21 protein-coding genes are annotated in these 24,617 nt (G+C 47.0%); 5 read left to right on the top strand and 16 right to left on the bottom strand.

Annotated features, from left to right (window positions below):
- Nucleotides 1-7: 7 nt before the first annotated feature.
- The 5 genes from NST33_RS02880 to NST33_RS02860 form a co-directional block, all read right to left on the bottom strand.
- On the bottom strand, nucleotides 8-1,999 hold the full coding sequence (locus tag NST33_RS02880) for an alpha/beta fold hydrolase (protein ID WP_339306666.1): 1,992 nt from the start codon (nucleotides 1,997-1,999) through the stop codon (nucleotides 8-10).
- A 61-nt stretch (nucleotides 2,000-2,060) separates the two neighbouring features.
- On the bottom strand, nucleotides 2,061-2,627 hold the full coding sequence (locus NST33_RS02875) for a TetR/AcrR family transcriptional regulator (RefSeq protein WP_339308593.1): 567 nt from the start codon (nucleotides 2,625-2,627) through the stop codon (nucleotides 2,061-2,063).
- A 429-nt stretch (nucleotides 2,628-3,056) separates the two neighbouring features.
- Nucleotides 3,057-4,355 (bottom strand): ABC transporter substrate-binding protein, encoded by a 1,299-nt coding sequence (locus NST33_RS02870; RefSeq protein WP_237177715.1) that lies wholly within the window; start codon nucleotides 4,353-4,355, stop codon nucleotides 3,057-3,059.
- A gap of 619 nt (nucleotides 4,356-4,974) precedes the next feature.
- Nucleotides 4,975-5,811: a carbohydrate ABC transporter permease gene (locus tag NST33_RS02865; RefSeq protein WP_145325571.1), complete on the bottom strand. Its 837-nt coding sequence runs from the start codon at nucleotides 5,809-5,811 to the stop codon at nucleotides 4,975-4,977.
- Entirely contained in the window at nucleotides 5,811-6,692 is an 882-nt protein-coding gene (locus NST33_RS02860) for a sugar ABC transporter permease (protein WP_036607341.1), read from the bottom strand. Before NST33_RS02860 ends, NST33_RS02865 begins: the two co-directional genes overlap by 1 nt.
- A 143-nt stretch (nucleotides 6,693-6,835) precedes the next feature.
- Here NST33_RS02860 and NST33_RS02855 point away from each other — a divergent pair, with 143 nt between their 5' ends.
- Together NST33_RS02855 and NST33_RS02850 are read left to right on the top strand one after the other, a co-directional pair.
- Nucleotides 6,836-8,665: a sensor histidine kinase gene (locus tag NST33_RS02855; protein WP_339306664.1), complete on the top strand. Its 1,830-nt coding sequence runs from the start codon at nucleotides 6,836-6,838 to the stop codon at nucleotides 8,663-8,665.
- Nucleotides 8,666-8,670: 5 nt separating this feature from the next.
- Nucleotides 8,671-10,299, top strand: coding sequence for a response regulator (locus tag NST33_RS02850; protein ID WP_339181602.1), 1,629 nt, complete (start codon nucleotides 8,671-8,673; stop codon nucleotides 10,297-10,299).
- Nucleotides 10,300-10,660: 361 nt separating this feature from the next.
- Here the strand turns inward: NST33_RS02850 and NST33_RS02845 are convergent, their stop codons facing one another.
- Nucleotides 10,661-11,629, bottom strand: coding sequence for an arsenic resistance protein (locus NST33_RS02845; protein ID WP_339185306.1), 969 nt, complete (start codon nucleotides 11,627-11,629; stop codon nucleotides 10,661-10,663).
- Between the two features lie 223 nt (nucleotides 11,630-11,852).
- Here NST33_RS02845 and NST33_RS02840 point away from each other — a divergent pair, with 223 nt between their 5' ends.
- Nucleotides 11,853-12,611, top strand: a complete 759-nt coding sequence (locus NST33_RS02840; protein ID WP_339306662.1) for a tryptophan-rich sensory protein — start codon at nucleotides 11,853-11,855, stop codon at nucleotides 12,609-12,611.
- A gap of 117 nt (nucleotides 12,612-12,728) precedes the next feature.
- Here NST33_RS02840 and NST33_RS02835 read toward each other — a convergent pair whose 3' ends face one another.
- The 4 genes from NST33_RS02835 to NST33_RS02820 all read right to left on the bottom strand — a co-directional run bounded on the left by NST33_RS02835 (nucleotide 12,729) and on the right by NST33_RS02820 (nucleotide 16,953).
- The gene (locus tag NST33_RS02835; RefSeq protein WP_017690870.1) at nucleotides 12,729-13,103 is read right to left on the bottom strand and encodes a RidA family protein; all 375 of its coding nucleotides are present in this window, start codon (nucleotides 13,101-13,103) and stop codon (nucleotides 12,729-12,731) included.
- Between the two features lie 149 nt (nucleotides 13,104-13,252).
- Nucleotides 13,253-13,939: an oxidoreductase gene (locus NST33_RS02830; RefSeq protein WP_221825715.1), complete on the bottom strand. Its 687-nt coding sequence runs from the start codon at nucleotides 13,937-13,939 to the stop codon at nucleotides 13,253-13,255.
- A gap of 235 nt (nucleotides 13,940-14,174) precedes the next feature.
- A complete protein-coding gene (locus NST33_RS02825; RefSeq protein WP_339306660.1) occupies nucleotides 14,175-15,377 on the bottom strand; it encodes an MFS transporter in 1,203 nt (400 codons plus the stop codon).
- Nucleotides 15,378-15,540: 163 nt separating this feature from the next.
- The gene (locus NST33_RS02820; RefSeq protein ID WP_339306658.1) at nucleotides 15,541-16,953 is read right to left on the bottom strand and encodes an ATP-binding protein; all 1,413 of its coding nucleotides are present in this window, start codon (nucleotides 16,951-16,953) and stop codon (nucleotides 15,541-15,543) included.
- A 353-nt stretch (nucleotides 16,954-17,306) separates the two neighbouring features.
- Here NST33_RS02820 and NST33_RS02815 point away from each other — a divergent pair, with 353 nt between their 5' ends.
- The gene (locus tag NST33_RS02815) at nucleotides 17,307-17,960 is read left to right on the top strand and encodes a phosphatase PAP2 family protein (RefSeq protein ID WP_036607365.1); all 654 of its coding nucleotides are present in this window, start codon (nucleotides 17,307-17,309) and stop codon (nucleotides 17,958-17,960) included.
- A 4-nt stretch (nucleotides 17,961-17,964) separates the two neighbouring features.
- On the opposite strand, the gene NST33_RS02810 is transcribed toward NST33_RS02815, so the two are convergent.
- The 6 genes from NST33_RS02810 to NST33_RS02785 form a co-directional block, all read right to left on the bottom strand.
- On the bottom strand, nucleotides 17,965-19,476 hold the full coding sequence (locus NST33_RS02810; RefSeq protein WP_221825929.1) for an HD domain-containing phosphohydrolase: 1,512 nt from the start codon (nucleotides 19,474-19,476) through the stop codon (nucleotides 17,965-17,967).
- Between the two features lie 191 nt (nucleotides 19,477-19,667).
- On the bottom strand, nucleotides 19,668-20,459 hold the full coding sequence (locus NST33_RS02805; protein ID WP_339308592.1) for an anti-sigma factor: 792 nt from the start codon (nucleotides 20,457-20,459) through the stop codon (nucleotides 19,668-19,670).
- 188 nt (nucleotides 20,460-20,647) lie between these two features.
- On the bottom strand, nucleotides 20,648-21,244 hold the full coding sequence (locus NST33_RS02800; RefSeq protein WP_076215584.1) for a sigma-70 family RNA polymerase sigma factor: 597 nt from the start codon (nucleotides 21,242-21,244) through the stop codon (nucleotides 20,648-20,650).
- Nucleotides 21,245-22,218: 974 nt separating this feature from the next.
- Complete coding sequence (locus NST33_RS02795; protein ID WP_260633066.1) at nucleotides 22,219-22,530, bottom strand: hypothetical protein; 312 nt, start codon at nucleotides 22,528-22,530, stop codon at nucleotides 22,219-22,221.
- A gap of 263 nt (nucleotides 22,531-22,793) precedes the next feature.
- Nucleotides 22,794-22,901: a YjcZ family sporulation protein gene (locus tag NST33_RS02790; RefSeq protein ID WP_221825910.1), complete on the bottom strand. Its 108-nt coding sequence runs from the start codon at nucleotides 22,899-22,901 to the stop codon at nucleotides 22,794-22,796.
- Between the two features lie 42 nt (nucleotides 22,902-22,943).
- The gene (locus NST33_RS02785; protein WP_017690880.1) at nucleotides 22,944-23,048 is read right to left on the bottom strand and encodes a hypothetical protein; all 105 of its coding nucleotides are present in this window, start codon (nucleotides 23,046-23,048) and stop codon (nucleotides 22,944-22,946) included.
- A gap of 443 nt (nucleotides 23,049-23,491) precedes the next feature.
- On the opposite strand from NST33_RS02785, the gene NST33_RS02780 reads away from it, so the two are divergent.
- The gene (locus NST33_RS02780) at nucleotides 23,492-24,616 is read left to right on the top strand and encodes a PsbP-related protein (protein ID WP_221825907.1); all 1,125 of its coding nucleotides are present in this window, start codon (nucleotides 23,492-23,494) and stop codon (nucleotides 24,614-24,616) included.
- The last annotated feature ends 1 nt before the right edge of the window (nucleotide 24,617 follow it).

Raw genomic sequence — 24,617 nt, 5'->3', positions numbered from 1 at the left:
CCTGAACTCACCTCAAGGTATCGGCCCATTCAGTGAGGATTGCAGCTGTTTCCTTATACTGAAACGTCGGAAAGTAATGTCCATAGGGTACATCTATTCGTTTGACCTGTGAGTTCATATCCTGGGGAAAGTAATATTCCCGATCTTGATTGGCCCATACAACTAATACATTCTTGGCATAATGCTGACTTTCCATTTCCGCCCACAACGTTGATCTGGCGCCTTTCCTCTGACCCGAGTGGATCCAGCGCAACAAGTCTGCATGTGCTCCTGCAATGCGAGGGGACTGGAGACTGGAGCGTATTCTCTTGCCCATGGTATCGGCCATAACACTGCTGTCGCCTACGCCGCTATGTGAACTGAACATTTGATTCCAACTTTTCTCCGATCTGCCACGCAGCAGGGAGCGCATCACCCCTCTTGGCAAACGGGAAACCCATTTCAGCACATTTGGATTCGAATTGTTAGCTACAGGCTGAAGCAACCCCAGCCGAATGTCTGTCCGCCCGCTACGCATCTGTGCCGCAGCTGCAATAGCAGCCCCGATCGAATGACCAACCAGCTTCACCGGACCCTCAAACTCACCAAGAGCCTTAAGCAGTGCATCCACCTGACCTTCAAACGCTTCATCCCCCTGATGCACCGGAGACCGTCCGAATCCAGCGAGATCGATTAACCATACTGGGTTCCCGGTCCGTTCCCTAAGCTGTTTTCCTAACGGTAACATCTCATCTGCAGATTGAAGCAAACCATGCACAATAATCCAAGGCTCTCCCTCGCCCTCCCAACCAAGCATAGCCATATTTCCACTTCGCGACCGAATATAATCTGTCGGAAAACCCTCAGGTAACGGCGTATACCGAAGACGATAGTCCAGATCGGCTGTAACCAGCGGAAGCTGTTCCCGGATGTCCGGCCAGGATTGCCCCATACGTGTAAACAGAGCCTCCGTCTTTTCAACCGGGAATGACCTGTTGGTAATAAAAGCAACCGACTCCGCTGGAACACCACTGATGCGTGAACCACCTGATTTCATGATCCATTGAATCCATGGTAGTGGCACAGCCCCTTTGGGCTTGGGTACGTCCAATTGCTGCGCCAAGAGTTGCAGCAGTTCCTTCATATTGGGACTGTCTTCCTTCCGCGCCAACAGTGGATAGGTTCCTCCCGCTGGAGCAGCTTCCCTGGATAGAAAAACAAGCGTCTGTGCAACAATGTCATTCTCCACAAGCGGTAACCAATAGGATGAACCTCCCGGCACTACTGGCATAAGTCCTTTCTGAATCGCCTGAATGAGCAGCCCAATCCCACCCGTTTGCTCAGTTTCACCTGTGGGACGTGGTCCAACCACTGTACTCGGATTTACAACGGATAAGGGATAGTGATGCTGTTCTGCATGCTCGCGAATGTGCAGATCGGCATGGAACTTCATCTCTTCATACGCACTTTCATTGTTATCCACATGCTCAACCTGGAGATAATTCCCCTGTTCATTCCGCTCTCCATAAGGACTCATATAACCAACAACGTGGATAAAGTGTCTCAATCCATGAGTACGGTGGATTTCCTGTGCTAGCTGTGCCACTTCTCTGGCCCCGTTCATGAATATCTGCTCGGCTACTTTTCGTTCCAAAGTGACGTCCATCGTTCCGCCCGCATGAATGATCACATTCGCTTCAAGAGCACACTCCCGATCCGCTGCGGTAAGGCCAAGACCCGAAATGGATAAATCACCTTTAATAAAGGTAATCCGGTCGAAATCCTTCACTCCATAAGCCTTCAGCACAGTTCTGGCTCGCTGTTCCGAACGAACCAGCAAGAGCAATTGTGCGTCTCCCTGCGTGAGTTGTTTGACCGTTTCTTTGCCGATAAAACCTGTACTTCCTGTCATAAAAATGGTCGTGTCTGCAATATCAGACTTGCTTATTACCTGATTCATATTTGTTGAATTTGCTGCTGCGTTTTCTTCATTGGATACACGGTTAGTATGTACAATCATTCTGTTACGGCTCCTTTTTAGTACTATATAGTACTAGTTATATTCAAAAAAAGAGCTTCGATTAACGAAGCATCTGACAAAACGTACGTGCCGATTGTTCTATAATCCCAACATCACGGGCAGTTCCCGCTAGGATTAGCGAACCTTCCAGTGCTGCAATAAACAACAACGCAGCCGGACCCGGCCCAATTTCTTTGCGAAATTCACCGCGATCTAAACCTTGTTGAAACAACTTCTCCACCATAGGTCTAAGCTCACGAAAGAATCTGGATATGCTTTCCTTCACTTGGGGTGCACTGTCCGGTGTCTGCATATATAACGTAACAAAAGGACAGCTCCCTTCGTAATTTCGGCCCTCAATGCCTGCCGACAGTAATGCCATGAATGAGTAGATACGCTCCTCCACTCCTCGCTCACGCTGACTGAGCAGCAGATACAGCTCCGACTCATACTGGGCAATCCAGTATTGTACCACGGCCTGGAGCAGTTCCTCCTTGTTTTTAAAATGATAATAAATATTCGACTTGGATACCCCACTCACTCGCACGACTTCATCCATGCTGACGTAGCTGTACCCCTGACGCAGAAATAATTGTGCCGCCACTTCAACTGCCTTGGTCCGGTTCACCGGATTGGAACTCTTGGATTTGGCAGGTCCCGTGTTCATTTTTGGATTTGTCATATTTAGAACTATACAGTACTAGTCAATTGAAAACAAGTATTTCTGTTAACAAAAGAGGACCTCCCACTCCAACTACTCCATACTTGTCCACATTTAGAGTGTTATACACACAGGATATCCACATATAGTATTAACTCTGTGTTAAATACGTCATGAGATCCTTAAACTACTTTTCGGTTATCCACATTTCAGGGATATTACCATCTATCATTTTTCCAGCGAATACTTTATGGCTCCTCGGAAAAACAAAAACGGCCAACCAGAAATTGTATTCTGGTTGGCCCGTTTCAATTAACTTATATCCGATAGACTAACTTTCTATCCCAAAATTTTGAACAGTTTTCGGTAACCTGTGGATACCGTCCATGATCCAGATTATTTTTTCAGACTATCCCAGTTCTGTTGCAATGCGTCGAGCAATCCGGCTTTATCCGATTTGCCTGCAACATAAGCCTGAATCGTGCTGCCATACTCTTGTGGAACCCCTTCAGGGAAACGGTTGAAGTTCCAGCTGAGTGTTTTATTTTCCTGGCTATACTTCATGATCTCTGTGGCGAGGTCACCCAGATCCTCTTCGGATGCCGTGATGGAACTGAACGCCGGGATGAATTTGAATTCTTTGGTCATGTATTGTTTCCCGATATCCGAAGTTACGAGCCACTCCAAAAACTCTTTTGCTTCCGGTTTCACTTGAGAGTTCTTATTCACAACCCAATAGTTCGGCACGCCGACAAACAATTTGTCATTTGGTTCATTGTTAATTGGCATTGGGAGGATACCCAGATTCAGATCCGGATCGATTCCATCGATCTGTACTTGAGTCCAGTTCCCTTGCTGCATCATCGCTGCTTCTCCACTCGCAAACAACGTAACTTGCGTATTGTAGTCGGTTGTCAGCGGGTTTTTGTTGCTGTATTTCAGCGTTAAGTCGAGCAAGTTGATCCAGTCGGCGAACACTTGGTTGCCAGGAATTTTCTCCGTACTTTCGTTAAGTCCCTGGATGAACTTCACCGGATCTGCCTGATTTGCAAATGCCACGTTTACGTTATGGTTACCCAGCACCCACCACTCCTGATATCCGTTCGAGAAAGGCGTAATGCCTGCGGCCTGAAGTTTCTGTGCAGCTTGATCCAATTGTTCCAGTGTCGTTGGAATTTCGGTAATACCTGCTTTTTGGAAGAGGTCTTTGTTATAAATGAAACCATAACCCTCTAGCGCCAGCGGCTGTCCGTAGAGCTTGCCGTCTTTGGTCATTGGCTCTTTGGCTACTTCGAGTGCATCCTTGGCCCATGCTTCTCCAGACAGATCTTCCAGATATTCAAGCCATGTATCCAATTCACGATAACCACCTACGTTGAATATGTCCGGTTGTTCGCCAGCGGCAAACTTGGCTTTTAATGCAGCACCGTAGTCACTGCCGCCACCTACAGTTTGAATGTCCAGTTTGACGCCTGGATGGGAGGATTCATATTCAGCTTTGAGACGATTGAGCGCTTCCGCAATTTCGACTTTAAATTGGAATATTTTAATGGTTTTATCTCCAGCAGCAGCCTCGCCACCACCTTGAGCATCCGTGTTGACCGGACTACCACTCTTGTCTCCATTGCCACAACCCGCAAGCATTACCGAAAAAGCAATCAGCATAAGCAACGTCAACTTGGTCATTCTTTTCATACATACACTCTCCCTATAGTAGTTTCAGTATAACAGTTCCACTAATGAATATTTACACTGGCACTCCGATGACAGAATAACCTTCCCTTGAAGCGTGTTTTCATCCTAACGAACCGAGCGCACGTTATTCGCACCTATTTGCACAGGCTCCCATTCTAACGAATCACAGCGATGTTATTTCGTCGATTTGGTCGATTTTCAAGGCTCTGACGCCGTTTTGTACCCGAATAACGTTGCTGAGATTCGTTACAATTTGTATTCCTTGATTATCCACCTATTAAGATGCGGTGGATTCGTTAGCGCTTTGAAAAAGGAGCTTACCATCACTTCACTCTGCAGAAGAAGTTCCTGGCTCTACAAGCGTCTTTCTTGGTCATTTCTCTTTATCAGTCTTTTCTCTTTATTGCTCTTTTCCCCAGGAGTCATGCCCAAGCTATGCGGGCATGACTCCCTTTGCACACCTCCATGCGAGGTGGGAGCAGAGGGATCAGGATGCGATGGAGGAGCGGAGCGTTCGCCTTTGATACTCGGTGGCTTCCTTGCCCCAATCCATTCAGGCCACCGAGGAGCAACAGCGACCGAAAGCGCAACTTGATCCCGGAGCGACCTGCACTCGCACTCACCCTTTAACTGATCCAGCCGTAATCCCCTGAATGATGTATTTCTGCATCAGCAGGAAGAAGATAATGATCGGCATAATGCCAAGTACAAGTGCTGGCAAAGCCAGATCCCATTGCTTCGTGTACTGACCGAAGAGTGCAAAGGTCGCAATCGGGATTGTACGCAGGTTGGAGCTTTGCAGGATCAGGGATGGAAGCAGATAATCATTCCAAATCCAGAGTGTGTTCAGAATGATGACGGTTACATACATCGGTTTCATGAGTGGAAATACGATCCGGAAGAACACTCCGTAGACCGAGCTTCCATCCACACGAGCCGCTTCCTCAATCTCCAGTGGGACGGATTTTACGAATCCGTGGAACAGGAAGACCGACATCGGTGCTCCGAAACCAAGATAACAGATAATAAGGCCGCCAAGGCTGTCGATCAATCCCAGATTACTGGTTACAGTAACAAGTGGAATCATGATAGACTGGAACGGAATCACCATAGCGGCAATGAACATGCCAAACAAAATACGATTGAACCGGGTATTGCTGCGAACCATTCGGTACGCGGCCATGGAACTGATCAGCACAAGCAACAGATTGCTGACTACCGTAACGATAAGCGAGTTCATCAGTGCCGACGGGAAGTTAATTTTCTCCCAGGCGTTCGCATAATTGCCCCACTGGAACACTTCCGGCCATGCAGCCGAATTGGTGAGCAGATCACCGAAGGTTTTGACTGAATTCACAAACAGGAAGTAAAACGGAACCAGGAATAAAAGTCCAATGAGTACCATGACAATCTCGGTTACAATGGTACTGAAGCGGTAATTTTTCGTCGTCTCCATTAGGCTTCTACCTCCTTGCTCTTCGTCAGACGTACCTGAATCATGGTGATGATGGCAACGATTACGAAGAACACGAGCGCTTTGGCGGTTCCGATGCCATATCTGTTATTCACAAAGGCTTCATTGTAAATATTAAGTGCAACCGATTCTGTTGATCCGAACGGTCCACCTTTGGTTAGCGACAGATTGAGATCGAACATTTTGAACGACCAAGAGATCGCCAGGAACAGACAGATCGTTACACCCGGCATAATGAGCGGAAGAATGATGCTCCGCAGTACCTGCCAGCGACTTGCGCCATCAATCTCGGCGGCTTCCAGCAGATCAGGGGATACATTTGTCAGAGATGAGATGTAGATGACCATCAGATATCCTGCGGTCTGCCATACAAATACAATCACGATTCCCCAGAAGGCGGTTGGTTCGTCTCCCAGCCAAGGAAGGTTGAAGAAGGACCAGCCGGTTACATCGCCTACTGCTGAAAACCCTTTCACAAATATGAACTGCCAGATAAAGCCGAGCAACAACCCACCGATCACGTTAGGCATAAAAAAGATCGTACGCAGAATGTTTCTCGTCTTGAGCGGTTTGGTCAGGAAATACGCCAGGAAAAAGCCAATCACATTGGTCAGTACTACACCAACCACGGTGAAGCGCACCGTAAACCAAAACGCCGTTTGGAACTTGGGATCATTCGCAAAAACATGCACGAAGTTGTCAAACCCTACCCAATTAATGTTCTCGGATACCCCGTTCCAATCCGTGAAGGAATACACCATGCCAAGCAGGAAAGGGACCACGATGATGAGAATAAAAAACACGATGGAGGGACCCACGAACACAAGCTGCTGTAACAGCTGTGAAGATTTGCGATGCTTCATATCGTTCTCCCCTTCTATAGATGGATGAAATTGGTCTCTTTTTCTATTAAACCCCATTATCGCCGAGGGAAACACCGACCCTTGTGAACAGTTGGGGGTAAAATATTGTCCTCTCTTAACCTGCAACCAGAAGGGGTGTTCCGATGTCCAAATACTACAGTATACGCACCAAATTAATTGCCTTTATGCTCATTGCTACCACCCTTCCGCTGCTCGCATCGATCAGCATGACGTTTATCCAGACCAAGACAGCCCTGCGTGAACAAGCTGTTGAAGAGAACAAACGCCTGATCTACCAAGCGTCCACCAATCTCAATAACTATGTGGATAACGTGGCCAGAGCGTCGCTCGCTGTGTATAACGACCCGAACTTTCTGCGAAACTTGGCAAAGATTCCTGGTGATTATCGTGCGGTTGCCGAGGTGTACACCACTTTGCAGACGATCCGCGCGGCTGTGCCGGATGTATTCCAGCTGTATTTGCACTCTTTTGCCGCCAATCAATCCACCTTAATTACCAATCCCTTTCCGAAGCGGGAGGAACGCAAACAGGCCTATTCCGGCTCCCTTCATGGAAAAACAGGCGGTGACAGCCCGGACATCTGGGTGGAATCGGCACATATGAGTCACACGTACGGATTCAAGGCTGCTTCCCCCGATGATCCTGAAAGAACGGTCATTACCCTGCATCGGGTGATCAAGGATATTCCGTCCACTGAGCGTCTGGGTGTACTCGCCATTGATCTGAATATGAATACCATTGCAGCAATCTGTGGCAGGCTGTATGATCCGGCTAAGGAACAGATCTATGTTGTGGATGGTCAGAATCAGATCATTTACCAGGGGCGTTCCGAGGTCAATCATACGGATGCACTACGAGAGGAAACGGCTAGTGAACTGAATATCGCACGATCTGGCGAAGGTACAGCCCAGAATGTCGCAGGGCATTTTGAACAGGATCGTTCCATGTATGTATACCAGCAACTTGGCAGCACGTACGCTGACTGGACCATCGTCAAACAGATTCCGAATGAGACGTTATATGCCAGAGCCACCACACTTACGTGGAATAACGCAATGATTGCCATTGCAGCACTTGTATTGGTCATTGTCGCAACCTTATTCATCTCCATCCGAATCACCGGTCCGCTCAAGCAACTTATGCGATATATGAACCAGATTCAAGCCGGGCGTCTGCATGTGGATATCCATCTATCCAGCCGAGATGAATTCGGGGTGCTCGCTCGTCATTTCCGAGATATGATGGATACGGTAAATAATCTTATTTTGCGGGAATATCGACTCGAAATCGCCAATAAAACAAATCAGCTTAAAGCGTTGCAAGCGCAGATTCATCCGCATTTTCTATATAACACACTGCAATCCATAGGTACACTTGCCCTTCAACAGCAAGGACAACGGGCGTATACACTACTCTCTAGCCTGTCCAAAATGCTGCGCTACAGCATGCGGGATCAGACCTGCGTGACTTTACGCGAAGAGGCGGAGCATGCCCGGTTATATCTGGAACTGCAGCAGGAGCGGTTTGGTGACCGCCTTGAGGTGGATTTGGATTTTGCCGAAGATACCCTGTCTGTCGAAATGCCAAGAATGACGTTACAACCTTTAATTGAGAACTATTTCAAACATGGAGCAGATATTCAGCCTGGCAAAGGTCACATATCCCTATCCAGCCGCCGGATCAATGATCATTGGATTGAAATAGAACTGAATAATAACGGCCCCTCCATACCAGAAGATAAATTACTGGAGATCCGCGGATGGCTGCATCAAAGTCATACAACAACCGGGTTATCCACACAAGAATCCAACGAGTCTGAATCCATCGGTCTACGAAATGTAATACGCCGACTTCAATTGAACTCACACCCCGGTCATTCAGCCAGGCTTGAGATCAACAATCAGGAACCCAATGGTGTGAAGATCACGGTTAAACTATACGCGGGAGAGTGAACAACATGAAGGCACTGCTTGTAGATGATGAAAAACATGTCCGCGACGCCATAAGGTTGCTTGGTCATTGGGAAGAGTTTGGCATTGATACTTTACTTGAAGCAGCAGACGGGGATGAAGCCATCGCCGCCATCACGGCACATCAACCTCAAATCATACTCAGTGACATGCGTATGCCGGGAAAGGACGGTATGGCATTGCTTGAATGGATATCGGCTCATACCCCACACAGCAAGGTACTGGTCATTAGTGGATATGATGATTTTGAACTCGTGAGGCATGCCATCAGACATGGTGGTATGGACTACCTCCTGAAACCTGTGGAAGCAGATGAGCTGAATGCATCTCTATTAAAGGCCGTTACAGCTTGGGAAGAGGAGGACGCCATTCGGATACAATCCACCAGGCAATCCATTGTCGTTAATCGAATGCGCCCCCACTACCAGGATCGACTGCTCACCGAACTTGTCGTCGGAAGAGGCAGCAGCCCTTCACACATGCAGCGATTGCAGGATGAGTTAAATCTCCCCTGTCTAATCCCTGTCTGTAGTGTCGCTGTCACCAGCCTGTCCCACCTGGATGCAGATTGTCTGGCAAAATACCGCAGTCAACCGGACCTGCTTGTGTTCTCCGTGCTCAATATCGGTGCCGAGATGTTATCCACACCAGACGAAGGCGTAATGTTTCGTCAGTTGGATCAACCGGACGAGATTGTTCTGCTGCATTGGGGTCCATCCACTTCATTGGAACATATTCTGGACAAGGTCAATCATGGATTGGAACAGACGATTCAGCGCCGGCTTCATTTTGGCATCTCCACCTGTGAGTCTTATCCTGGCGGAATCTCAGCGGCCTATCTGGAAGCAAGTTCAAGGCTGTGGCGACGTAATGCTGTGCAAATTAAACAGCGAATCCATGCCTCAATGGAATCATCAAATGGGAATAAAATCAGGCGTTTAACCGCCCATGAAGAACCCCTGCGTATGGCAGCCATGAGCTGCCGGGCTTCCAGTGTATCTGCTGCGGCCGCCGAGTGGCTTGACCCGATTACTGATCTTGAGGTTGTCAGTGCTGAGCAGATCCAGCAATGGATCGACGAGCTGGAATGGATGCTGAGCCGCTGGCTTGATGATACGGCAGGTTCGTCATTCCAAGAGGAAGAAGTGACGGAGGAACAGTCTATTCCCTTTGCCGAGTTACCTTTGGACGCTGAAGGACTGTTATCCTTCCCCCTGCTTCGTTCATTGTTGGAACAACGACTGCTTGCGGCCGGTAAGGCGCTCACCGCTCATCACCACGCCAATCCTGATCCCATGAGTGAGATTGCACGTTATATGGACGCCCATTATCAGGAGGACCTGTCCTTGCAGCAGATTGCCGCGCGTTTCTATCTGAGCCGGGAGTATATCTCCCGCAAATTCAAACAGCAATTTGGTCTGAACTGGTCGGAATATCTGGGCAAACTGCGGATCAACAACGCCAAGCTTTTACTGCAAAATCCTTCCCTGCGTGTCGCCAAAATCTCGGAGATGGTTGGATTTCAGGATGAAAAGTATTTCAGCAAAGTGTTTAAAAAGATGGAGGGCATCACGCCAGCGGAATATCGTAAAACATTATTGGAGGCTGGTACGTAACGAGTACCTGATCCGAATTAAAAAGAGTACTCCCGGCATGGCCCATCGGAAGTACTCTTTTTGATTTTACTTTTACAGAAAATAGCCTATATCATGACGACTTGTTGGCTCTTTCTTTTCTAAGATAGGATACGATCCGAGAGATTGTACCTATTAAAATTACACCCATAAATCCATAAGCCATATTATTTCCTGTCTTATGAGCTACTACGGGGAAATAGATGAGGCTGAACAGTAATAGGACAATATCCAGGTAGAACATAATCTTTCGATAAATAGGGATTCTCACCTTCCCCTTTTATTTACCAAAAATGGTTTTATTAATCATGTTAGATCATAACATAGATACACCCTAGTACGCTCACCGATCCCGCAAAATCACCGCAGGTACAAGTCGAATGTAGATTAGCTCCCCTGCAAGCTCCACCAGAGTCTGTGTAACAATAACAGCCGCTGCAATGGTTGCCCATTCTGGTGGGAGTGCCAGCGCTAGCGGCAGAACAACCAGCGAATTCCGTGTGGCTGAACTGAAAATCAACGCCCGCCCGGCGGCTGGATTCAATCGAAACCCCTTAGCAATGATCCGAGATATCCAAGGCATAATGATCAGAAAAGAAACGTAGATCGGAATCACGTTCACGATAATCGCCATATCATTGTAGACTTTGCCAATCTGGGAAGCGACAACCACGATCAGCGCAAGTGCCATCATCGGAACCGGGAGCCATGCCGTCCCATTCATGACCCGCTCCCCGCTCACCTTACCTCTGGAGAAAACTTGTGTAACAACAGCGAGCAGCAGTGGAATAACGATCAGGAACAGAAAAGCCTCTACAAACGGCCCTACCTGCATGATCTGCGCCACCTCAGTACCCATCAATAGCCATAAATAAAACGGCAACAGGATCATTTGTATAACGAATAAAAGTGGTGTTGCGGCGAGCATCAGCTTCTCATTGCCCCTGCCGAGTTGTGTGAACACAATGACGTAATCAATACAGGGCGTTAACAGTACCAGATAGACTCCGATCAGAACGCCTGGTGATTGCGGAAAGACAAGTGTGAGCAACCATACAACTACAGGTACTACGATAAAATTAGCCACCAGTAGCGCCCCCATAAATCGAAGATTCGACCAGGACTCTTTTAACTGTAAAAAGGGAATCTGTACAAACATGCTGTATAACAGAACGGCAAGAACTGGGGACACGGTGTAGTGTAAAACATTCCCCCATACCGGATTACTCAGCCCTATCGCTGCTCCTAAAAACAATGCAACTACATAGAACCCGGTTTGCTGTCGCTCCATCGTTTCTCTTGTGAGCATTATCTTCCTCCTCTTCTGGTGGGACATCGTGGGCATGGACATATTTCCGCTTCGTTTCGCGTACATTGGGACAGAGTACCGTTCCAACGTAGTGGCAGAGCACAAGGATCTGAAAGATCCCACTTGTGAATTTTTTGCGGCTGTTATTAGAATGTGCAAGAACTGGGTATATTCATTGTAGACTGACCCGTGGTTCATTCATTCGTTAAACCAAGGAGGAAACACAATGTCACGTAACAATCCGTACAAGTGGTTAAACGCCATTGGTTTTATCGCAGTAATTATCGTGAATTACCTCTCCAACGCTCTTCCAATCGGGGGCAAGACCAATAAAGAAGTATCGGATATGTATCCTGTGCTGCTCACACCTTCTGGCTATGCATTCGCTATATGGGGTTTGATCTACTTGCTGTTGGCAGGGTTTGTGATCTATCAGTTCGTGCCCGCTTCCTGGAAAAGGGACTCGATTACCCGTCTCGGGTACTGGTTCCTGGCAAGTTGTGCCTTCAACGTAGCATGGATTTTTGCTTTTCAAAACTTGCAAACTGGTCTCGCTTTACTGATTATTGTACTGCTTCTATTGTCCTTGATCATGCTGTATGTAAAAACACGTACTATTACCGTGCCAACCACTGCTGAGATCTGGCTTGTGAAGCTGCCATTCAGCATCTATCTTGGATGGGTTAGCGTGGCAACAATTGTCAATGCAGCTGTTCTGTTATATAAAATTGGCTGGGATGGTTTTGGTCTCAGCGAACCGACCTGGACGATCATCATGCTGATTGTGGGTATGGTGCTGGCTGTACTCGTTAGCTTCCGTTATCGCGATAGCATATACCCACTTGTATTCACATGGGCGTATATCGCCATTGTACTTAAACAAAAGGATGTCACTTCCGTATATTATACGGCAATCATCATTGCGATCGTACTAGCGATCTATGCGGTATGGTTGTTCTTCGCCCGTAATCAGGATCGTGATTGAGCGACTTCCATCATATATAACGCTTAAATGTAACGTAAAAACGTAACGCAAACAGCCGATTCTGGTCTTCGACCTGAAATCGGCTGTTTATGTATAAAAAGAACGAATAAGGTTGTCCTATTTCAGGGCAATAACTTCAATCTCCACCAGTGCATCTTTTGGCAAACGAGCAACTTCCACTGCACTGCGTGCAGGGTACGGCTGTTCAAAGAACGTGCTATACACTTCATTCACAGGAACGAAGTCGTTCATGTCTTTCAGGAACACCGTCGTTTTCACGATTTTATCCATACTTGTACCTGCTGCTTCAAGAATAGCCTTCACATTGCTCAAAGACAGACGTGTCTGCTCCTGTACATCTGCGCCGAATTCTCCCGTTTGAGGATTCAGACCAAGCTGTCCGGAAGTGTAGATGAAATCGCCTGCATCAACGGCTTGACTGTATGGACCAATGGCGCCTGGCGCCTGATCGGTAGAGATTGGTTTTTTCATGGGACGAGTTCTCCTTTGTGTTCGTTATCCTGCTGCCGCATGGAGTCAGGGTTCGAACTCATTTTTGTTGCCTATTATACCACGATCTACCTCAAGCGAGAAACGCTCCTGCCTTTACAGATGAAGCAAACAGCTCGTTCAAAGGTTTCTTAACCTCCGTCCGCGCCAAGGACATGAATGACTTCATTCGCATACACATGGTTTCCCTTGGCTTGCACCAGTGCAATATTTGTCATGGCCTGTGCAATGGTTGCGGCGTGGACCGCCCGGTATTTGTCCGCTCTGCCTTTCATCCAGCGATCCAGAAACTTCATGGCATGGGCAGCCATCTGCTCACCGAACCGCTTCTCGTTTCGATCTCCCAGAATTAAGGAAGGGCGGAAGATATGCAATGACGGTAAACCGATATCGGATAACGCATCCTCCATTTCCCCTTTGGTCCGACTGTAAAAGACTCTGGAACCTGCACTCGCTCCCATGGAGGAGATCACCAGCATCTGTGATACACCATGTCGCTTCGCAATCGTAGCTGCACGAACCGGGTAATGATAATCCACCTGACGGAAACTGTCCTGACTGCCTGCTTTTTTGATCGTTGTCCCCAAACAACAGTACAGGTCATCGATTCCATCGAATAAGTGGTCTTGGCTCTCCAGCTGTTCCCAGTCCACCACATGCTGTTCCAGTTTGGGATGTTGCAGCTCAAGCGGACGTCTAACCAGAACGCGAACCATGCTGTATGCCGAGTGTTCCAGCAGATGATGAACCAGTAATTCGCCTACAAGCCCCGTGGCTCCAATCACCATGGCTTTCCGTTCGAGACGATTCAAATGCATCCCTCCACTTCGCCATCTTTTTTTGAAGTCATACCAGATATATATGATCAACCTAATCATTTACACGATAACGGAGAGGACAGAAATAACCTGAAGAAGCGAAGCGTTCGCCTTTATCCCCGGATTTTCCCTTTTCTAAAAGGAATCAAAAAAATCTGGGGATAACAGCGATCGGAAGGTTGTTCTGTCATCGAAGTGCCAGTGTAAATATTCATGAGTTGAAATTATATCGTTTCTATTTTAACAGTACACGACGTCCAAGGGTAAATGTCAGAATCAGCATCACGACACCAACCCCCACCTGAAATCCATAGGCTGAGATCCAGGCGAGCGCATCAGACCAGGTTTCCATCTTTTCATACAACCAGCCACCCAACAACGGCCCAAGAAACGAAGTGACTCCGGTCAGAGCCGAATACACCGCGACAAACATCGGTCTTTCACTTTTGGGTGTGTCTCCAATCGTAAAGTTAAATGCCAGCTGATTGAATCCACCTACACCGATCCCAAGGAAAATATGAGATAGAAATAGTGCGATCAATACGGGCATGAACGACATTAACCCCCACGACAAACAGGAGAATGCAATGACGGGCAACGTCCAAAACAACAGGGTTTTGTTACTGAATCTGGCATTCAGATTGCCCCAGACATAGAACCCGGCCATCATGACCAGCGTCTGGACTACTGTGATCAGGGATACGGTCTGATAATTGATATTCAGCAGATCAAGCATCACATAGGAATAGAGCGGAACAATCAAGGTCTGGATCAATAACCAGACAGCCAGGAACAGCGTTGCTTTCAGGAAAGAACGATCCTGGAACGGCTTGATAAACATGCGCCAGAAAACCTTTTCGGTAGAACGTTCAAAGGGCACGTCCGGATAAAAGAAATAGATGACTGTATTGGCAATGGCACAGATCCACACCGGAATAAACAGGATCAGAAAGCCCATTTCTCCAGGGTAACGGTCCAAAACAATACCACCTGCGAATAAGCATACGCTTCCAAGAGCATTCAGAATCGTATTTCGAATTCCAAAATAACGCCCTCTCACCTTAGCAGGTACGATATCGCCAATTAGTGAAGTCCAGATCATACCGCCGATGGTATTTGATATAAAAGCAACCGTATACACGCCAATATATACACTTACCCACCACTCTTTGGGGAATATAAACGGAATCAATCCCGTTGCACTCCACAAGATACGATGTGTGCCCACAAATAACAGCAGCATGCGTTTTCGGCTGCGAATACGCTGCATCCAGTAAGCTGCTCCGATCTGGGCAATGTTCACAAACGTGGTAATCGCGAGCACAAAGCCGATATGTCTCGACCCGGCCCCAAGGTACAGCAGAAATCCGGTTAAAAACGGGCCTCCCAGCAAGGTCTGTAAAATAATAGCTGGTACACCCTCCCATGTTGCAATCAATAAATTCGTGCGTTGTGTCGAACCCTTGCGCCGTGGTTTGCTTGCTGACGGGGGAGGGGTAACGTTGACCGTATTCTGTATGGGGATACACTCCTTAGACCGGGTCTCAAAAGCCGGTCGATGCTAGTTGTCATCCCAAATTCTACTCACGGCGCGAAGGTTGTCAACTCATTTTTTCACGGTCCAACGGGAGATAGAGATAGAAGGTGCTTCCTTTACCTTCAGTGCTCTCCAGTTCAATCGATCCCCCCAGTAATCTCGCTAAATCCCGACTGATCGACAGGCCTAGTCCGGTACCGCCAAATTTCCGACTAATCGACCCGTCAGCCTGCTGAAATGCTTCAAATATGGAATGATGCTTGTCCTCAGAAATACCAATACCTGTGTCCTGAACGGAGAAAATAAGCCATCGATTCTGAATACCTGCATTCTTAATCTGCTTGGTGCTTACGGTCAGCGTGACCTTCCCCCGGTGAGTGAACTTGATGGCATTGGACATCAGATTCCGCAAAATCTGTTGAACCCGCTGGGGATCAGACCAGAGCGTCTCGGGCAGTCCCTGTTTTTTGTCCAGAACCAACTGAATTCCCTTTTTCTCGGCAACAAGCTGAAAGTGGCTCATGGCATCTTCTGTAAGTTGTGCGACACTGATATCCTCCAGTACAATATCAAGCCGCCCCGCTTCTACTTTGGAAAGATCCAGAATATCGTTAATGAGCGTAAGAAGTTCCTGCCCGGAGTGGTCGATCATATTGGCAAAACGTACAATATCCTCCTGGTCCATGTCGGCATTCTCGCTGATCATCTGGGCAAAGTTAATGACACTGTTCAGTGGTGTACGCAGTTCATGGGACATATTGGCGAGAAATTCGGATTTGTACTGTGAGGCAATCATCAATTGTTTCGCTCGATCCTCCAGTACAATCTGGGCTTTCTGTAACTCTTCCTTTTGCACAGACAATAGCCGGTTTGTACTCTGGATCAGCAAAATACGATTCTGTTCATTCTGAAAATCACGTAAAATAAATGCAAAAATAAGACTCAGTAAAATGCCTGTAGGGAGTGTATAAGGCATAATATGTGAAAAGAAGTATGTAGCCGGGATCACACCAACGATAGCAATGTTTACACTATTGACCACATTGACGATAACTGTAACAAGGATTCCTTTAATAATCAGCCTGTAGTCGCTGCGTCTCATCCATATATTCAGACCTGCACACATCACGCCCAAAATAGACATGTTAAGTACTGCCGCCAATGTAGCATCCGTGATGCCAAAAGTCAGCCTCGACAGCCCAATTCCAATACCTACGATGATTACGCTATAGGGCTGTCTATACGTTAGAACGGCAACAATTAAAGGAACATATCGAAGATCAAAGACCACTTCATCGGTGAGTTGAAACCCAAAAACCGTACTGATCCAACCTGCAAAAATAAGGACAAGCACGGAACTGATCTGCTTCACTCGGGAAGAGGTACGTATTACGACATATTTATAGAACACACTGGCAAGATATGCAATGGTAATAAGCATCCCCATATTCAATACGAACATTTTTGAAAATTGCATTCACTCACTCCTGTTGTACCGACTTTACTGGCCAAAGTGCCTTCGTCCGCATGTGTCTCTATCATATCATGCCCATTGAAACTTCCGCATTCCTTCTTCGTCAAAAAAATACACAAAAATACACAAATCAGGATTCAATTTGTGCGCTGGTCGTAGTAGAATATATTGTTGTTTAAATTTAAACTACTATATAGATTGAACTAAAGAATAATTACACTTGCCACTCCGATGACAGAACAACCTTCTGGTATTTCTGCCTCTGCGTTCTCGTGTAAATGAATGTATAGTGCAACTTATATAGTTATTGCTGGGGTCATGTTCCTCTGGAACATGAATGAAAGGAGAAAGATGTTGTGCAATTGTTAAAAAGCAAATCCTATTGGCTGTCATTGAGTTTAATGCTGTCTTTGGCTGTCATGGGGCTGTTCTATGATATTCTTAATAGTCCAGAACGCGGGTTCGTAGTGCTTGATTCGCCGCTCGACCGGATCATTCCCTACGTGCCTGGCATGTCCATTCCATATTTGGGCTGGTACCCGTTTGTATTCGGTGTGCTCGCCTACCTGTGTGCCAAGGATCGACTGACGTACTACCGCGTCTTGTTATCCATGAATATCTGTGTCTGGATCTGTTATCTGATCTACTTCAACTTTCAGACCATGGTACCGCGCCCGGAACTGACGGGTACTGGCTTGGGAGCATCTGTTCTCGGATGGCTCTACAGCCAGGATCGTCCTTATAATTGTTTTCCAAGTATTCATTCTCTTCACTCTTATCTGGTTATGCGTGCCGTTCTCTCGGTTCCAAGCATCCGCAAACCCATCAAGATTTTGGTAGCCGCCGGGGCAGCAACCATTATAGTATCCACGCTAATGATTAAACAACACGTGATCTATGACGCCTTGGGTGCAGTCATACTCGGCGAATGTGTTCTCACCATCATAACAGGCCTCGCTCTTCACCGGAGACGCAGAAAAGAATCGAAGTGGACCGAGGGAATCAGCTGATCCCTCACTTCGATGGTTTCTGAAGATGCTGTTGTCGTCTCCATTCATCAATAAACAAACCTGCAAAATAGGGGTCCCATTGGGTCCCTTTTCCTTCTTCCAAAATCGTTAGCGCTTTCTCGTGACTCATCCCATTCCGATATGGTCGATCAGACGTCATGGCATCAAAGGCATCCGCTACCGCAATGATGCGGCCAAAAAGGGGAATATCGTCACCAGCCATCCCATCCGGGTATCCTTTGCCATCATATCTCTCATGGTGAGATCGTACACCTGGCAAAAAGTCGGCCATGGCATCAATAGGCTCTATTTGCAACAAAATACTCTCTCCCTGCACGGGATGTGTGCGAATAATCGCGAATTCCTCATCGCTTAGTTTTCCATCTTTCAGCAGTACCTCATCAGGAATGCCGATTTTCCCGATATCATGAAGCAGGGCTGATTTGTACAATAAATCCGCCTGTTCCTCATTCATTCCGCTAAGCTTGCCAATCATCAGCGAATACTCTGCCACACGCATGGAATGCCCTGCCGTGTACTTATCTCGGGCGTCTAAAGCAGCAGCCAACGTAGAAAAATAACTTTGCAATAACTGTCGATTGCGTTCCTGTCTCATCTCCAGCCGGTTAATCATCATATTAAAGCCGGAGATCAGTGCCGAAAACTCATCCGCATATAGATCCGGAGCTCGTCTGCCAAGATCTCCCCCCTGAATTCGGTTCATCTCATGTGTCAGTTCAGCAACTGGATCACGAACATCACGAATCAACAGCCAGCTTCCCACCAGCGCAAACCCCGCGCCCAGAACAACGATGAGAATTCCCCACAGTATGTACTCTTTCGCAAATTCACTGTCCATATACTGAAGTCGGATATATGTAGCCAGGAAAAATAGAAATAAAGGAAATAAGCCAATCAGTGCCGTACTTAGCTGAAATTTACGCTGGATCGATACGAGAATACGCCCTCCCAGTGAAGGTTCCATCCCGTATTGGACTTTGCCTCGATGACGAATCTCAAGCAACAGGGGTCTAATCGCCCGCACCGTTAGGTAATACTCAATCAGCGCATGCATGACGGCAATCAGAAAGGCACACGCAGCGGCCACGACAATATACAAGTAAGGGAATTCAAGCCACCCTGTGGATATCATCCATATTGTTAATCCGGCTGCCGGAAGTGAAAAACCAAGCATGTGCGGACCCATGATCCGATATATGGTCTGTCCCGGGAAACGATGAATTTTCTCATACATGTGGTTCAATTCGTCTCTCTCATGATGCTCGGAAGTGAAAAATTGTCTTATAGGGCCAAGCTGCACCCACAGGGTAATTAATTCTGCAACCAGCATGAACAAGAGTGAGATCAGTACAATGAAGATGAGTCGAACAAATTGAATATTGGGTATCTGCAGAGTAGATACCATAACTACTGTACCGACAACAAAAACAGCTGCCAGTGAACCGATCAGATAATTGCGTATCAGGCGAAAGATAAATGAACGGTATGCTTCCAACTGAACCCCTCACTCTCTATGTGCAACCAGTTCTCCCTTGAGACACAGGGAGATTAAGGGTATTGCCTTCTATTTGTTTATCGGTTACTCCGACTAAAAAAATTAATAAAATCCAATGGGTGGGCACCAGAACTGGGAAACACAAGAAGGCTGCTCCACGAGGGAGCAGCCTTTGGTAATATATCCTATATTTATCCTTTAATCTTGGCAGCCAGAATCATTGTACCGCGCGGCTCATCTCCCATTGCATCCGGTTCAAGCGTGATGGCAACCGTGTCATAGTCGTTGACCGAATCCAATGTGTAGTATACTGCTCCCGTTCCGTCACGACTAAGGAAAGTACCCGCATTCTGAGGGGTATCTCCTTTGATCAACCAGACCTGAAAAGCCTCGTTGCCTTCCAGGTTCGGCAGGTTCTCAGCCTGCACAACCAGGTGAGTGCCTTTGCTGTCAATAACGATGGTTGCGAGACCCTGAGCTACAATGTCCTGCGTTGCAGGATTCAGCTTCACTGCCTCGCCAGTCTGCATGCCCTGTGCGGGCTTCAGTGCTGATGCCAGCTGCTCTTGCAGCTGTGCATTCTGTTCCTGTGCCTGCACCAGTTGCTCTTGCGTAGCCGACGAGCCCGCCGCTTGCTGCGTCAGCGAGTCGATCTGGCTCTGCAGCTGCGCCGTGTACACGCCGAGCACCAGTGCCGCGGCCGCAAGGCCGGCACTGGCCACGCGCCAGGCGCGGCTGCTGCGCGCACGCGCGCGCGCTTGTGGCTGCCATGGCTGTGCCTCGGCAGCCTCTTCCACCCGGGCCGCAGGCACCGCCGTTACCGGCGGCAAGCCTGGCCCGGGCTGCGCCGCACGTTCGTGCTGCGGCGCAAGATCCTCCTGAAGCACCACGGGTGCTTCAGGCTCTGCAGGAGCAGCCGCTGGCTTCGCCTCGGCGCTCTCCTGCACGTGTCCGAGCACGTTGCCCAGTACACGTGCTCGCATGCCTGGCGGCGGTGCTACAGGTTCCGCCGCAAGTGGCAGGAAGCCAGTCACTTCCTGCAATTCCCTCACCTCTTGGCGGCAAGGTTCGCAGGTTGCCATATGCGCTTCAAACGCCGCCACTTCCTCTGCTTCCAGTCCGCCCAGCACATACATCGGTGCCAGATCAGACCACTCCTCATGTCGTTCTATCATGGATGTATGCCCTCCCTTCCCGCGTCCGGATGCAATTCAGCATCGGCCAGCAACTTTTGAAGCTGTCGCATGGCAAGCCTGACACGGCTCTTTACTGTACCCAGCGGAATCCCGAATCGGCTGGATACTTCCTGCTGGGTTAATCCCGCATAATAAATCGATTCTATAACTTGTTGCTGATCACCGTTCAATTGGGACAACGCCTCTTTAATCCGGGTGCCTTCCCATTTACGCTGCACTTCTTCTTCCGTATTTGTATGCTCATCGGCATAGGCCGCCAGTGTCTCGTGTTCAACTGAAGTAGCCGCTGCCCCTTTTGATTTCCGCCTCAGCATGTCCACTGCAATGTTACGCGTGATCGCAAACATCCATGTGGTCAGCTTCCCCTGTGAGGCATCGTAACGTTCGGCATTATTCCAGACCCGCATAAAAAGTTCCTGAACGGTCTCTTCTGCCGTCATGGGATCACCAACGATCCGGTAGGCAAAAGAATACACCGCTCGCTCATAACGGTCATATAAAAGCTCCAGTGCGGAGGCATCACGTTCCGCGATCTGCCGCATTAACCTGCTGTCCTCCATCGATTCAGTCATGCGAGGGCCCCTTTCTGTTTCTTCCCTCTTATTATAACCTACGCAGAATCTTTTGAAGAGGATTACCCCTATGAAGAAATAGTTTGAAAATTTTTCTGTATCTTTTCAAACTAACCTTTCACTTTCTATCATAAAAACAGTCCGAATACATGTTGCTCTGGTCGCGCTTTCCTTTTTATTGCAGAAAATTACAACCTGTGGTATACTATAAAAGTTGTATTAAACAACCTCATATGATTTCTGTCTTCTTTAAACCCCGGAATATTTTCTTCATGCTGCGACCGCAGCGAACTCTAAGCACAATTAACCTATGAAGATTGAAGAACCTGAATCACAATAACCCGGTAGTACAGAGTTTCACAAGATGTTCCCATTCACACTGGCGCGGTCATCGGAGCCGCAAGGACAAAAGAGAGGTAGGGCTTTTGTTGTTTTGGATATCACTTATTCTTGAGAAGATTGAAAACATACACAAAGCACCCGGAATTGGGTTCCGGGTGTTTATCCATGTCTACATATCCAATTTAGCAACATCTACATACTGTCGGACACCGTTCCTTTCTTTGAGAAAAGTCTTCCTTTCACTTATCAGACGCTACCGAATCCTGCACACCTTATATTGAGGATTTCTGTGCTATGTAAAATCTAACGAATCTCAGCCACGTTAATCCATGTCACTTGATGAATATAGGCTCCAAACATGCCCAGATTCAGATAATAAGACGTCTACGATTCGTTAAACTTTTGAAATGGAAAAATGCATGGAATAGCGTCTGTGGAGTTCGTTAAAGAAAGTAATCCCAACGCTCCTTCACTTCTAATAAAAAAGGAACAACGCAGGATGAAATCCAGCGCTGTCCCTTTCTGAAACATAGGTACGTTATGCCCCAACATGGAACTCAAACTCGGAGTTTATTTAGAGCACCTGTCGCAACGATCCACGATCAGCAAAGTCTCCTTGCATTCACAAATCCTTAGATAAACATCGTTTTGGAGATGATGACCAGCAAGATGAACAGTACAAGGATTGTGCCCATGGAACCCCAGCTTCCGCCGCCATGACCATAGGATACTCCACAACCCTGTTGATAACCGTGCATCATTGGAGCCTGATTGGCATGGTGTCCGTATCCATAGCCATATCCCATTGGCATTGTTCCACAACCATATCCATACCCATGTATTTCATGACCTGTGTATTGGTATCCTTGCATATGCTCATAACCTCCCATATGTCCGTATACGTGTCCCTGTCCGTTCGGTGAATTCGGTTTTACTTCGCTCATTGTTCATTCCTCCTTAACATTTGCCTACACCCCTAAGCTATGTATTCAGCCTACCTCTGGACCGGGCTATCGCCCTTATCTTGACAAAATGGGCGTTTAGCCATTAGGTACCTTCCCCATTTTCGAAGCATACGCCATCCTTCCATTTCTTGAATTCCACCAATTCTTCCGTTCAACCACAAGCTATCTTATCTTCCTGGCTCTCCACCATGCTTGTCCTCTAGAAAAAAAACCCCACCGGTTGCCCGGCAGAGCTCGCCATATTATACCCAGAAAGATTTAGTGATGATTACGAGCAGAATGAACAGAACGAGGATTGCTCCAGTCGATGTCCAGCCGCCGTATCCTGCGCCTCCGACTACTTCACTCATACAGAACCCTCCTTTACGAATATATTAGGGTCCAAGCGTTTATTAGATCAAGAATGCTTTAGAGATGATGACCAACAAGATAAAGAGAACCAAGATCGCGCCAGTCGATGTCCATGCGCCGCCGTATCCACCTACTACTCCACTCATGTAAACCCCTCCTTTGATTTGAGGTACAGTTCACTATATGCACCAATCACACATGGGACCGGGCTCAGGTCGAAAATGGGCTGTTTTTTTCACCGACTATTGGCTAATTGCACCTACATAAAGGGTTAGTCCTTAAGTCGGAATGTTATGTTCGAATACGTTTAAGTCATAAATAAATCTCACGGTTATATCCATCAAATGTATGTACTATCGTTCAAAATGGATACCCATACGGTCTAGTATTAGCTTCTAACTTGTTAAATACAGATAAATTACCTTTTTAGTAATTATGAATACTGAAACCTTTATATATGTTATTATTTTACTAATAAAGTAGAAAGGAGTTTCTATGCCCACCGCCTAAACTAGATTATCCTAAACGAAATGATGACCTTAGAAAAAATCCCAACCGATGGGAAACACATTAGGAGAAATTAGACATAATGAAGAAACTTATTACGATTTTGGCATTAGCCACATTGCTTAGTGCCTGTGGTAATTCAGAAACAAACACAACAGCCGATAGCCAAACGACCGAAGCATCCAAGGCAACTGAAACTGTCTCAACAGAAGCAAAAGCTACGAAATACACTACATATAGTGGAGAAGGATTTTCTTTTGCCTATCCTGAATCCTGGAAAAGTGTAGATACAAGTCAAATGAATGCTCCATCCATTAAAGCTGCTTTTTCAAACCAATCTTCATCAGCCACATTTGCAGATAATATGAATCTGACGATTGAGGCCAGTTCAACCGGTTCAATCAATCCTGAAGAATACGCCAATAATATAGTTGATTATTACACACAGAACGGTTCAAGCATCGGCATTTCCGATTATACAAAAACCAGCTACACGAACAAGCCTTATAAAGAATATAGCGCTGGTGTCTTGGAAGGAGCCTATAAACACACCTCGGGTACAGATGTTGTCCTTGTGCAGTATCTGATTCCGACCAATACAGAACTCTATACCATGACGTTAACCTACGCCAAGGATACTTATAATCAGGATGAGATCAAAGATATCCTTGATTCCCTGAGCATTACTGTTCCTTTGGAGCAAACAGCACCAACTGCAACGACTGGAAATTCATCTGCCACAGCATCAGTTGCCGATTTCTTTAATGAGTTAACTCCGTACATTACGGAAGATACAGCTTTCATGGAGCAGGCTTCATATGATTTCTTTGGCAAGCATAGCGATGTGTTCCCTGCCAGTACAGCAGAACTCCGCAAAAAGGCAAAGGGGCTCGTTGACTCCAATGTAACGACCCGTCATCTGAATAAAAATGTAGCCAACTATTACAATACTTTCGTACAAGTTAACGGGGAAGTCATTTCCGTTGAAGAAGATAGCTCTCTCGGAGCAACTTTCTCTGTCGTTCATGTCATGGATGAGAACGGAAACGATATTATAGCGTTATATCCTGCAACGACCGGAGATTTGCTTGATGGTGATTATGCCACTGTTATCGGTGCTCCAATTACCAACTTCTCTTTTGAAAATGTTGGCGGTGGTTACACCAACGCCACTTTGATTGGAGCCTCATTGGTAGTTGCAGATTAAT

The organism is Paenibacillus sp. FSL L8-0435 (genome assembly GCF_037965655.1).
In the GTDB taxonomy this organism is placed as follows: Bacteria; Bacillota; Bacilli; order Paenibacillales; family Paenibacillaceae; genus Paenibacillus.
This window is presented reverse-complemented; position numbering and strand designations above follow the sequence as displayed.